Origin of the sequence: Dinoroseobacter shibae DFL 12 = DSM 16493, assembly GCF_000018145.1 — a bacterium.
Classification (GTDB): Bacteria; Pseudomonadota; Alphaproteobacteria; order Rhodobacterales; family Rhodobacteraceae; genus Dinoroseobacter; species Dinoroseobacter shibae.
The window spans coordinates 1,867,098-1,879,574 of record NC_009952.1; the positions used below are offsets into that span (position 1 = coordinate 1,867,098).

The following is a 12,477-nucleotide window of genomic DNA, read 5'->3' on the forward strand; positions in this document are numbered from 1 at the left end:
GAGAGACCCCGCCATGGCCCTGACCCCCAGTTTCGACGCCTTCGAGGCCGCCCATGGGCGCGGCGAGAACCAGGTGGTCTACACCCGGCTGGCGGCGGATCTGGACACGCCCGTGTCGCTGATGCTGAAGCTGGCGGGCGCGCGCAAGGACAGCTTCATGCTGGAATCCGTCACCGGCGGCGAGGTGCGCGGGCGCTACTCGGTAGTGGGGCTGAAGCCCGATCTGATCTGGGAGTGTCGCGGCACCGGTGCGCGGATCAACCGCTCCGCCCGGTTCGATGCGGAAGCGTTCGAAGACATCCCCGGCGACCCGCTGGCCGCATTGCGCGCGTTGATCGCCGAGAGCCGGATCGAGATGCCCGATGAGCTGCCCGCGATCGCGGCGGGGCTGTTCGGCTATCTGGGCTATGACATGATCCGGTTGGTGGAGCATCTGCCGAATGTGAACCCCGACCCGCTGGGCCTGCCGGACGCGGTGCTGGTGCGGCCCTCGGTGGTGGCGGTTCTGGACGGGGTGAAGGGCGAGGTCACGGTGGTCTCGCCGGTCTGGGCAAACGGTTCGGCGGGGGGCGGCCAATCGGCGCGGGCCGCTTATGCCCAGGCGGCGGAGCGGGTGATGGACGCGGTGCGCGATCTGGAACGCTCCGCCATGGCCGAACGGCGCGATCTGGGCGAGGCGGCCGAGCTCGGAGAGCCGGTCTCGAACTTCGCCCATGCCGATTACCTGGCCGCGGTGGAGCGCGCCAAGGACTACATCCGCGCCGGGGACATCTTCCAGGTGGTGCCGTCCCAGCGTTGGTCCCAGGCCTTCCCCCTGCCGCCCTTCGCGCTTTACCGCAGCTTGCGGCGAACAAACCCCTCGCCCTTCATGTTCTATTTCAACTTCGGCGGGTTCCAGATCGTGGGCGCCAGCCCCGAGATCCTGGTGCGGGTGTTCGGCCGCGAGGTGACGATCCGGCCGATCGCGGGCACCCGGCCACGGGGTGCGACACCGGCCGAGGATGACGCGCTGGAGGCGGATCTGCTGGCAGATGCCAAGGAATGCGCCGAGCACCTGATGCTGCTCGACCTGGGGCGCAACGATGTGGGCCGGGTCGCCAAGATCGGCACCGTGCGCCCGACCGAACAGTTCATCATCGAGCGTTATTCCCACGTGATGCATATCGTGTCGAACGTGGTGGGCGAACTGAGCGAGGAGCATGACGCGCTCTCGGCGCTGCTGGCGGGGTTGCCGGCGGGCACGGTCTCGGGCGCGCCCAAGGTGCGGGCGATGGAGATCATCGACGAGCTGGAGCCGGAAAAGCGCGGGGTCTATGGCGGGGGCTGCGGGTATTTCGCGGCCAATGGCGACATGGACATGTGCATCGCCCTGCGCACGGCGGTGGTCAAGGACGAGACGCTCTATATCCAGGCCGGGGGCGGCGTGGTCTATGACAGCGACCCGGAGGCGGAGTTCCAGGAGACGGTGAACAAGGCCAAGGCGATCCGGATGGCGGCGCAGCAGGCCGGGTTGTTCGCGGGGCCCGCCGGGCGGAACGGCTGAGGCTCGGGATTTCGTGAACCCGCAGACAAGGCGTTTCGAAACGCCTTGGACAAGCGCCTTGCAAGGCGCTTGGGACGCGATTTCCAAATCGCGTGGGCAAGCCCGTTCGAACGGGCTTGGGCGCCGCTAGGACCCCGGGGCCAGCAAAAGCGCGGAGATCGGTGCAAGGCGCAAGGCATCCGGGTCCTGCGCGGCGCTCCAGTCGCGCAGGGCCGACAGCGTCTCGGCCCGGGTCTCGCCCAGCAGGACCGCCTGCCCGTCCGCGCCGGCGCGCAACGCCCCCTGGTCGAGGCTTCTGCGCAGGGCGTCCTCACCCTCTCCGGACCCGCCAAGGACCCGGCCCACCGAAATCGCGGGCAGACCGATCGCCCGCGCCTCCTGCCCCACCGCGTCGAGCCCGCTGAGCGGCGCCACCAGCCCGTGGCCCGTGTCGCCCAACACCGCCACCAGGTGGCGCAGCAGTTCCCGATCGCCGAAGACCGGGCTCGTCCGGGGCAGCCAGACCCCCATCGCGCCCGGCAGGCGCGCGATATGGACCGCGAGGGCGGTATCGATGTCGCGCGGCTCGACCGGGTCGGGTAGCCCCGTCAGGGTGATCAGCACCTCGTGCCCCGCCGCGCGCAGCTCGGCCGCGCGCGCATCCGCCTCCGGCCATGTCGGGTCGAGCGCCACGGCCACGGGATCGGCGATCCGGCTCAGCACATCGGTGATCGCCCGCGCGTCAGAGGTCGCGCGCAGCACCAGGGCGAGCCGCGGCACACCCTCCGCCCCTTCGAAAGGCAGCGCATTTCGGGCCAGGGCACCAAGCGGCGCGGGCACCTCCGGCTCTGGCGTCAGGGGATCGTCGGCCTCGGCCACCGCGGCGGTCTCGCCGATCCGGGGGATCCGCGAGGACAGGCCAGGGCCGCGGGTGCCGAAGCTCTGGTCGCTGCCGAGCACCAGACGGCGGGGCAGCTCCCGCGGCGGCACGACCAGGGCCGTGCGCCGGTCGTCGGCGGGCGGTGCAGGCGTGTCGGCGGCCGGGCGCAGGTCGGCGGGCAGAGGGCCTGCGGCCGGGACGGGCGGCTCCGACGCTTCCATGGGGGCCGCGGCCACGGGAGGCAGCGGCAGGTCTGCGGGTGCCAGGGCCAGCCGCGGCGGCGAGCTGTCGGGACGGGCAAGCTCGACCGGCTCCGGCGGGCCGGACGGCATCGATGGCTCCGCGGCGAGCTCCGGCGGCCGGGGCGGCGCGACAGGCGCCGACGCGACCGGTGGTTCGGCGGCCGTGCCAGGCACAGGCAGATCCGCGGGCCGGTCCGGCGTCCGCGTCGCCGCCTCGCCGATTTGCCGCGCGCCGGGGGCGGGCAGGATCGCGGCAGGGCCCGTCAAATCGCCCGGCTCCTGGGCAACCTCGGGGACCGGCAAAGGGGTTTGCAGGGCTGCGAGCGCCTCTCCCGGGGCGCGGTCGCGCACGGCACCGGGCACCGGCAGGCCCGGCGGCACGTCGGCCATCCGCGGCGCGGTGGCCGACGGGGTATCGGGCCCAGGCGCGGTTGGGACCGCTTGGCCGGGCGCGGGCTGCGCAACATTCGCCGGGGCGGTCTCGGCAAGTTCCGGGCCCGGGCCAGCGGGCGCGGCGGGGTCCGTCGGCGGCGCGGGCGGCGCCTCGGCAACCGTCGGCGCGGCCGGTGCAGGGGCATCGGGCGGCGGGCCGCTGTCTGGACGCGGGGTCTGCAACGGGGCCGCGACACGATCGGTCGTGACGGAAGGTTCAGGCTCCGCAACGCTCGGCTGCACCTCCGCCCCCGGCGGGAGGGGGGGCGGGTCGGCGAGCAACACGTTCTCGCGCACCGGCGCGCGCGGCGCGGTGCGGTCGCTGATGTCCCGCAGGGGAAAATAAACCGACGCGGCCATCAGCACGATCATGCTGGCCGCACCGCCCCAGAACAGGCCCGAGAGTATGCCTCTACCCATGCAAAATGCCGCGTCTGCCTCACCTGCGGGGCCCCGATCCCGGTGGCCCCTTCTTGCTGCTGGTGCATCATCGCGCGCGCGGCGGGGCGGATGCAAGCCCCGAAGGCCCCCGGGGCACGGCGCAGGCCCTTGACCCCTGGGGCGGGCTGGTGGATCAAGAGGCCCGAACACAAGGGGCGCGCGATGCTGCTGCTGATCGATAACTACGACAGTTTCACCTATAACCTGGTGCATTACCTGGGCGAGCTCGGCGCGCCGGTGGAGGTGTATCGCAACGACGCGCTCGACGTGCAGGCGGCCATGGCGTTGAACCCGCAGGCGATCTTGCTGAGCCCCGGTCCCTGCGATCCGGACCAGGCGGGCATCTGTCTCGCGCTGACCGAGGCCGCCGCCGAGACCCGGACCCCCCTGATCGGCGTGTGCCTCGGGCACCAGACCATCGGACAGGCGTTCGGCGGCAAGGTGCAGCGGCATTCGGAGATCGTCCATGGCAAGCTCGGCGCGATGCATCACGGGGGCACGGGGCTCTTTGCCGGCCTGCCCTCGCCGCTGATGGGCACACGCTACCATTCGCTGGTGGTGGACCGTGACACCCTGCCCGACTGCCTGGAGGTCACCGCCTGGCTGGAGGACGGCACGATCATGGGGCTGCAGCACCGGGAGTTGCCGATCCACGGGGTGCAGTTCCACCCCGAGAGCATCAAGTCCGAACACGGGCACAAGATGTTGCAGAACTTCCTCGACACGGTGCCGGGGTTGGCCCCGGGGCGCGCAGAGATGCCCGCATGAGCGACGCGCTGAAACCCCTGATCGGGGCCGCCGCCGACCGTCCCCTGACCCGGGCGGAGGCCGAGGCGGCCTTCGAGATCCTGTTCGAGGGCGAGGCGACGCCGAGCCAGATGGGCGGGCTGCTGATGGCGCTGCGTACGCGCGGCGAGACGGTGGCGGAATACGCAGCCGCGGCCGCGGTGATGCGCGCCAAATGCAATGCAGTGCGCGCGCCCGAAGGCGCGATGGACATCGTCGGCACCGGGGGCGACGGCAAGGGGACGCTGAACATCTCCACCGCGACGGCCTTCGTGGTGGCGGGCGCGGGCGTGCCCGTGGCCAAGCATGGCAACCGCAATCTCAGCTCGAAATCCGGGGCGGCGGATGCGCTGGCGCAGATGGGGATCGAGGTCATGGTCGGCCCGGCGGTGGTCGAGCGGGCGTTGTCGGAGATCGGCATCGCCTTCATGATGGCGCCGATGCACCACCCGGCGATCCGGCACGTCATGCCCACGCGGGCCGAGCTGGGCACGCGGACCATGTTCAACATCCTCGGCCCCCTGACCAACCCGGCAGGCGTCAAGCGGCAGCTGACCGGCGCGTTCTCCCGCGACCTGATCCGGCCCATGGCCGAGACCCTGGCGGCGCTCGGCTCGGACGTGGCCTGGCTGGTTCACGGCTCGGACGGCACCGACGAGCTGACGATTACGGGCGTGTCCTGGGTGGCGGGGCTGTCGGACGGGGCGGTGACCGAGTTCGAGGTCCATCCCGAAGAGGCCGGCTTGCCGGTCCATCCGTTCGAGGCCATCCTCGGGGGCACGCCCGAGGAAAACGGCGCCGCCTTCCGCGCGCTTCTGGCCGGGGAGGCGTCGGCCTACCGAGACGCGGTGCTCTTGAACGCCGCGGCGGCACTGAAGGTCGCGGGGCGCGTCACCGCCCTGCCCGATGGCGTGATGCTGGCGGCGGAGGCGATCGACAGCGGCGCGGCCCTGGCCAAGGTGCAGGGGCTGGCACAGATCACATCGGAGGCGACATGACCGACACCATTCTCGACCGGATCAAGGCCTACAAGCTGGAGGAAGTGGCCGCGCGCAAGGCCGCCCGCCCCCTGGCGGAGGTCGAGGCGGCCGCGCGCCAAGCCTCCCCCGTCCGGCCCTTCGCGGGCGCGCTGCGGGCGGCGGCCCAGAACGGTTATGCCCTGATCGCGGAGGTCAAGAAGGCGAGCCCCTCCAAGGGTCTGATCCGCGCCGATTTCGACCCGCCCGCGATTGCCCGCGCTTACGCGGCCGGGGGCGCGGCCTGCCTGTCGGTGCTGACCGATGCGCCGAGCTTCCAGGGGCATGAGGACTACCTCGTGGCGGCGCGCGCGGCCTGCGCCCTGCCCGTCCTGCGCAAGGATTTCATGTATGACCCCTACCAGGTGCCCGAGGCCCGGGCGATGGGCGCGGACTGCATCCTGATCATCATGGCCAGCGTGTCGGACGCCCAGGCCGTCGAGTTGGAGGATGCCGCGACAAGCTGGGGCATGGATGCACTGATCGAGGTGCATGACGGCGACGAACTGGACCGCGCCCTGCGGCTGAACTCGCCCCTGATGGGGATCAACAACCGCAACCTCAAGACGTTCGAGACGACCTTGGACACCACCCGCACCCTGGCGCCGCGTATCCCCGGCGACCGGATGATCGTGGCGGAATCGGGCCTGAGCGGGCCGACGGAGCTTGCCGATCTCGCGGGCTACGGCGCGCGCACCTTCCTCATTGGCGAAAGCCTGATGCGGCAGGCGGATGTGGCCGAGGCCACGCGCGCGCTGCTCGCCAACCCGGTTCCCGTGGAGGGCGCGGCATGAGCGGTCTGACCCATTTCGACGCCCAGGGGGCGGCCCATATGGTCGATGTGTCCGACAAGGAAGTGACCGACCGGGTGGCGATTGCCCGCGGCGCGGTGCGCATGGCGCCCGAAACCCTCGCAATGATCGAGGGCGGGCGCGCCAAGAAGGGCGACGTGCTGGCCGTGGCGCGGCTGGCGGGGATCATGGGGGCCAAGAAGACCGCCGATCTGATCCCGCTGTGTCATCCCCTGCCGATCACCAAGGTCGCGCTGGAGCTGGTGCCGGACGCCGATCTGCCCGGCGTGCGGATCGAGGCGACGGTCAAGACCTCGGGCCAGACCGGGGTGGAGATGGAGGCGCTGACCGCGGTGTCGGTCGCGGCCCTGACGATCTACGACATGGTGAAAGCCGTGGACAAGGCGATGCAGCTGACCGACATCCGGCTGGCGTTCAAGGATGGCGGCAAGTCCGGGCGTTTCGAAGCCGAATGAGTGCGCTCATCCCGGTCTCGCAGGCGCTCGACGCGCTCTTCGCTCTGATCACGCCCCTGGACCCCGAGGACGTGCCCCTGCGCAATGCCGCGGGCCGGGTGCTGGCGCGCGATGCGGTGGCCCGGCGCGACCAGCCGCCCTTCGCCGCCTCGGCGATGGATGGCTACGCGCTGCGCGGGGATGAGGCGCAGCCGGGCGCACAGTTCGAGGTGGTCGGGGGCAGTGCCGCGGGCCATGGCTGGACCGGGCGGCTGGGCCCCGGCCAGGCGGTGCGCATCTTCACCGGGGCGCCGGTGCCCGAGGGCGCGGACCGCGTGGTGATCCAGGAGGATGTCACCGTCTACGAGGGCCGGATCACCCTGCTGGACAGTCTTGGCTCGGGCGACAACATCCGCCCCGCGGGGGGCGATTTCGCCGTGGGCGACCGGATGGCCGCGCCTCGGCGGCTCGGCCCCGCGGATGTGGCGCTGGCCGCGTCGATGAACCTGCCGGAGTTGTGCGTGGCGCGCCAGCCCGAGGTCGCGATCATCGCCACCGGGGACGAGCTGGTCCTGCCCGGCGAGACCCCTTCGCCGGACCAGATCATCGCGTCGAACAGCTTCGGCCTGGCCGCGATGTTCGAGGCCGAGGGCGCGCTGGTGCGGATGCTGCCCGTGGCCCGCGACACGCCCGAAGCCCTGACCGCCGTGCTGGAGCTTGCGCGCGGCGCGGACATGATCGTCACCATCGGCGGGGCCTCTGTGGGCGATCACGACCATGTCGGATCGGTCATGGATGCGCTGGGGATGGAGCGGGCGTTCTACAAGATCGCCATGCGGCCGGGAAAACCGCTGATGTGCGGGCGGCTCGGGGACGCGGTGATGGTGGGGCTGCCGGGCAATCCGGTCTCCTCCATGGTGTGCGGCACGCTCTTTGTCGTGCCCGCCCTGCGCGCCATGCAGGGCCTGCCCGCGGCCCCCGTGCCGACCCTGACAGGCCAGCTGGCGGTGGCGACCGGACGCAATGGCCCGCGGGAGCATTACATGCGCGCCACCCTCGCCGTGCAGGGCGGCACCTTCCGCCTCACCCCCGAGAACCGCCAGGACAGCAGCCTGATGACCGTGCTCGCAGGCGCCGATTGCCTCGTCGTTCGCCCGCCCCACGCCCCCGCCGCCCCCGCAGGCAGCGAAGTGCCCTTCATCCCCCTGGTGCCGCTCGCAGGCTGAGCCTGGACGAAGTTGACACAAAGCGGGAACAGGGATAGAACAGTGAGTGAACCCGCTGGGGTTTAAGACCTTGTTTACCAGTTCTTGGTTTTACCAGGGCGCGGGTGTCTGCGGGCGGTGCCGGGCGACAGGCGTCCGAGAGGAGGGAGCAGTCATGCTGACCAGAAAGCAGATCGAATTGCTGGAGTTCATTCACAAGCGATTGCAACGCGACGGGGTGCCCCCGTCCTTCGACGAAATGAAAGACGCGCTGGACCTGCGGTCGAAATCGGGAATCCACCGGTTGATCACGGCGCTCGAGGAACGCGGATTCATCCGCAGGCTCGCGCACAAGGCACGGGCGATCGAGATTGTGAAATTGCCCGAGGCCCTGATGGGATCGATGCAGGGCGGGTTCGCCCCGCAGGTGATCGACGGTGACCGTCTGGACCCACCCGTCGGGGCGATGCCGGTGTCGGGCATTCACGCGGTGGAGTTGCCCGTGATGGGCAAGATCGCCGCCGGCACACCGATCGAGGCGATCAGCGAAGTGTCCCATACGGTGGCCGTGCCCGGGCAGATGATGCGCCAGGACGCGGAGCATTACGCGCTGGAGGTGAAGGGCGACTCGATGATCAATGCCGGGATCAACAATGGCGACATCGTGGTGATCCGGGAGACGAGTGTTGCCGAGAGCGGAGATATCGTGGTCGCACTTGTCGACGGGCACGAGGCGACGCTGAAGACCCTGCGCAAGCGCGGTAACGCGATCGCGCTGGAGGCGGCGAACCCCGCCTATGAAACACGGGTCTACCCGGCCGAAATGGTGCGGGTGCAGGGCAAGCTGGTCGGGCTGATCCGCTCCTACTGAGGCGCACGGCCGGGGCGAGGACCAAGAGCTTTCGAAAGCTCTTGGGGCCCGGAGCCCACAGATCTTGCAAGGACCGGTCCGCTCGCCCGGTCCAGCCCGCGGTCTTGCGGGAAATCATCCAAACGTTTTGCGCGGCAGCAGGGCTGCGCGCCTCCAAGAGTTTTCGAAAACTCTTGGCCCGCGGCGGCTCAGCGGGTCGGCTCCGCGCCCGGCGCGCGGGCCAGGCGGCCCGGCGTGGTCGCACGTGCGGCCCCGGTCCACATCCGCTGCTCTTCTGCGGACTTCGCGCGGACCACCTGCAACCCGTCCTCGGTCACCGACACCGCCAGCGCACCTGTCCGGCGCAGATCCCAGGCGTCGATGCTCTCGCAGGCCCCGGTGCTGCGCGGCAGCCGCGTGTTGGCCACCACCAGGTCCGCCGTGGCACAGGCCTCCGGAAACTGCGCCGCACCGGTCTTGCCGCGCAGCTGGATCACCCGGTAGGGCCCGAGGGCCACGCTGACCGTCCCCTTGCCCGCCTCGATCCCCGCGCGCGCCGCCGCCACGTCCTGCGTCACCCCGTCGCCGTCATTCTCCAGCCAGTTGCGCGCCGCGAACCCGTCACCGCGGCCCTTGCTGAGCGCGCGTCCCTGCTCGGTCATCACGCCCAGCAGCCCGCCCGTGTCGGAGATCAGCAGCTCTGGCCGGTCGGACTGGGTCCAGAGCCCCAGGGCCAGCACCACCGGCGCCAGCCCCGCCCATCGCGCCCGCCAGGGCAAAAGCCCCACCACCAGCGCTCCCAGCACGATCAACGGCAGCACCACGGGCATCGGGCGGACCACATGGCCCACCGCCCCCTCCAGCCCCGCGACCGTGCCGGCCACCCAGAGGATCCAGCGGATCCCGACCTCCATCGCGAAGAGACCGACCCCCTCCAGCCCCAGGGGCACGCCCGCCAGCGCCACCAGCGCGCCGGGCATCACCAGCGTGCCCATGACCGGCACCGAGGCCAGGTTCGCGATCAGCCCGTAATGGCCGACGATGTTGAAATGCGCCGCCGCAATGGGGGCCGTGGCCGCCCCCGCCACCGCCGAGGACAGCAAGAGCGAGGCCGTCCCCTTGGCCCATTTCGGAATGCCCCGCCACCAGCGCACATCGCGCAGATGGGCATAGGTGATGACCAGCGCCGTGGTCGCGGCAAACGACATCTGGAACCCCGGGCCCAGCACCGCCTCGGGCCTGAGCGCCAGCACCAGCAGCGCCGCCCAGGCGACCGAACGCAGGGACAGCGCCCGGCGGTCGAAACACACGCCCACCAGGATCATCGCCACCATGATGAAGGCCCGCTCCGTCGCCACGCTCATGCCCGAGATGAACAGGTAGACGACCGCCGCGCCCAGGGCGCAGACCGCCGCCACCTTCTTGACCGGCACGCGCAGCGCCAGCCAGGGCCACAGCGCCATTAGACTGCGCAGGCCCAGAAACACCGTACCCGTGAGCAACCCCATATGCAGGCCGGAGATCGCCAGCAGATGGGCAAGGTTCGAGCCGCGCAGGTCTTCGACATGGGCGCGGTCGATGGCCGCCCGGTCGCCGGTGATGATCGCCGAGGCGAAGGCCCCGGGCTGGCCCGCGATCCGGTCGCGGATCGCCTTGGACAGCTTCAGCCGGGTCTCGTAGACACGCTCGGCGAAGCTCAGCTGCGCAGGCTCCGCCCAGAGGACCACGGGCACGCGGGTGTAGCCCACGGCCCCCAGCCCCTCGAACCAGGCATGGCGGCGAAAGTCGAAGCCGCCCGGCTCCACCGGCGCGTTGGGCGGCGACAGATGCCCGGTGGTCATCACGACCTGGCCCGGGCGTAGCGGCACCTCGGGCAACGGCCCGTGGAGCGACACCCGCACCTGCGCCGGGCGGCGGTCGGGCGCGACATCCTCCAGCCGCACATCCGCGAGGGTCAGGCGCATCGCCCCGGCATAGGAGCTGTCGATCTCGACGATGCGCCCCTCGATCGGCCCGTAATAGCGAAAGGGCAGCACCGAGGCGGCCACATCCGCCGTGCGCCAGGCCGCGAGCCCGTAGCCCCCCGCCGCCAGCGCCAGCGCCCAGCCCAGGGGCCGCAGGGACCAGGGCGCAAAGAGCCCCCAGAGCAGGCCGAAGGCAGCACAGGACCACACCAGCCGCAGCACCGCCAGGGACGGCTCGCCCGCGGGCAGAAAATAGGCCAGCATCCCGCAGCCCAGCACCACGGGGGCCCAGGGGAACAGCACCTGCCGTACCTCTGCGTATTGGGTCACTTGTCCTGTCCCGCCGGGTTGGGTAAGTCCTGCGCAACCTTATCGAAACCTTGGTTGCCAATTGGTTAACGCGCCCGCCGCGCGCCCCCCAACGCGCAGGAGATCCCCATGAGCCCCACCGACGCCTCGCCCGTCGTCACCCGCTTCGCCCCCTCGCCCACGGGCTACCTGCATATCGGCGGGGCGCGCACGGCTTTGTTCAACTGGCTCTATGCGCGCGGCCGCGGCGGCAAGTTCCTCTTGCGGATCGAGGATACGGACAAGGCCCGCTCGACGGCGGAGGCGACGGAGGCGATCTTCGCCGGGCTGCGCTGGCTCGGGCTCGACTGGGACGGCGACGCGGTCAGCCAGGCCGAGGGCGCCGCGCGCCATGCGCAGGTCGCCCGGGCGCTGCAGGAGGCGGGCAAGGCCTACAAATGTTTCACCACCCAGGACGAGATCGCGGCGTTTCGCGAGGCCGCCCGCGCCGAGGGCCGGTCGACCCTCTTCCGCTCGCCCTGGCGCGACGCGGACCCCGCCAGCCATCCGGACGCGCCCTATGTCATCCGGATCAAGGCCCCGCAGGAGGGCACCACGGTGATCGCCGACCAGGTGCAGGGGGATGTGCGCATCCGCAACGACCAGCTCGACGACATGATCCTGCTGCGCTCCGACGGCTCGCCGGTCTACATGCTGGCGGTGGTGGTGGATGATCACGACATGGGGGTGACCCACGTGATCCGGGGCGACGACCATCTCAACAACGCCGCGCGCCAGATGATGATCTACGACGCGATGGGCTGGGACATGCCGGTCTTCGCCCATATCCCGCTGATCCACGGGCCCGACGGCAAGAAGCTCAGCAAGCGCCACGGCGCGCTGGGGGTCGAGGAATACCAGGCGATGGGCTATCCGGCGCAAGCCATGCGCAACTACCTCGCCCGGCTCGGCTGGTCCCATGGCGATGACGAGTTTTTCGGCGATGCCCAGGCGCAGGCCTGGTTCGACCTGGATGGAATCGGCAAATCGCCGGCACGGCTGGACCTGAAAAAGCTCGACAACCTGTCCGGGCAACACCTGGGCGTCATGGCGGATGAGGCGATTGTCGCAGGTGCACAAGGATACCTCGCCGCCACCGGGGCACCGCCCCTCACCGAAGCCCAGGAGACCGGTTTGTCGCGTGCGATGTATTGCCTCAAGGACCGGGCCAAGAAATTTCCCGACCTGCTTGAAAAGGCTCACTTTATCCTGGCGTCGCGGCCAATCGACCCGGACCCGAAAGCCGCGAAATCCCTCGACACTGTATCCCGTGGTATACTGGCTGAATTGACGCCGCAGCTGCAAAATGCTAGCTGGACGCGCGACACGCTTGAAGGCGTTGTGGGCGGCCTGGCAGAGGCCCATGGGTTGGGCCTGGGCAAGCTCGCCGCCCCGTTGCGCGCTGCTCTGGCCGGGCGTTCCGCGACGCCCAGCGTTTTTGACATGATGCTCGTTCTGGGCCGCGACGAGACGCTCGCGCGCCTGTCCGACGCCACATCCGCGTGAGGGGGACGCCGGTCGACCGGCCCCCCGACACGCCAAGAC

The 12,477-nt window shown here is 70.6% G+C and carries 10 protein-coding genes; 8 read left to right on the top strand and 2 right to left on the bottom strand.

Annotation, left to right across the window (positions count from 1 at the left end; translation table 11 throughout):
• Positions 1-13: 13 nt before the first annotated feature.
• On the top strand, positions 14-1,543 hold the full coding sequence (trpE, locus tag DSHI_RS09155; RefSeq protein ID WP_012178468.1) for an anthranilate synthase component I: 1,530 nt from the start codon (positions 14-16) through the stop codon (positions 1,541-1,543).
• A gap of 126 nt (positions 1,544-1,669) precedes the next feature.
• Here the strand turns inward: trpE and DSHI_RS09160 are convergent, their stop codons facing one another.
• A complete protein-coding gene (locus DSHI_RS09160) occupies positions 1,670-3,496 on the bottom strand; it encodes a divergent polysaccharide deacetylase family protein (protein WP_012178469.1) in 1,827 nt (608 codons plus the stop codon).
• Between the two features lie 183 nt (positions 3,497-3,679).
• Between DSHI_RS09160 and DSHI_RS09165 the strand changes: the two genes are divergently transcribed.
• The 6 genes from DSHI_RS09165 to lexA all read left to right on the top strand — a co-directional run bounded on the left by DSHI_RS09165 (position 3,680) and on the right by lexA (position 8,641).
• A complete protein-coding gene (locus DSHI_RS09165; RefSeq protein ID WP_012178470.1) occupies positions 3,680-4,285 on the top strand; it encodes an aminodeoxychorismate/anthranilate synthase component II in 606 nt (201 codons plus the stop codon).
• Entirely contained in the window at positions 4,282-5,301 is a 1,020-nt protein-coding gene (trpD, locus tag DSHI_RS09170; RefSeq protein ID WP_012178471.1) for an anthranilate phosphoribosyltransferase, read from the top strand. Before DSHI_RS09165 ends, trpD begins: the two co-directional genes overlap by 4 nt.
• Positions 5,298-6,113 (top strand): indole-3-glycerol phosphate synthase TrpC, encoded by an 816-nt coding sequence (gene trpC / locus DSHI_RS09175; protein ID WP_012178472.1) that lies wholly within the window; start codon positions 5,298-5,300, stop codon positions 6,111-6,113. Before trpD ends, trpC begins: the two co-directional genes overlap by 4 nt.
• Entirely contained in the window at positions 6,110-6,586 is a 477-nt protein-coding gene (moaC, locus tag DSHI_RS09180; RefSeq protein ID WP_012178473.1) for a cyclic pyranopterin monophosphate synthase MoaC, read from the top strand. Before trpC ends, moaC begins: the two co-directional genes overlap by 4 nt.
• On the top strand, positions 6,583-7,791 hold the full coding sequence (locus tag DSHI_RS09185) for a molybdopterin molybdotransferase MoeA (RefSeq protein WP_012178474.1): 1,209 nt from the start codon (positions 6,583-6,585) through the stop codon (positions 7,789-7,791). The genes moaC and DSHI_RS09185 overlap by 4 nt, the downstream gene beginning before the upstream one ends.
• Positions 7,792-7,945: 154 nt before the next feature.
• Positions 7,946-8,641: a transcriptional repressor LexA gene (gene lexA / locus DSHI_RS09190; protein ID WP_012178475.1), complete on the top strand. Its 696-nt coding sequence runs from the start codon at positions 7,946-7,948 to the stop codon at positions 8,639-8,641.
• Positions 8,642-8,829: 188 nt separating this feature from the next.
• On the opposite strand, the gene DSHI_RS09195 is transcribed toward lexA, so the two are convergent.
• A complete protein-coding gene (locus tag DSHI_RS09195; protein WP_012178476.1) occupies positions 8,830-10,914 on the bottom strand; it encodes a ComEC/Rec2 family competence protein in 2,085 nt (694 codons plus the stop codon).
• Between the two features lie 108 nt (positions 10,915-11,022).
• Between DSHI_RS09195 and gltX the strand changes: the two genes are divergently transcribed.
• Positions 11,023-12,438 (top strand): glutamate--tRNA ligase, encoded by a 1,416-nt coding sequence (gene gltX / locus DSHI_RS09200; protein WP_012178477.1) that lies wholly within the window; start codon positions 11,023-11,025, stop codon positions 12,436-12,438.
• Positions 12,439-12,477: the final 39 nt, after the last annotated feature.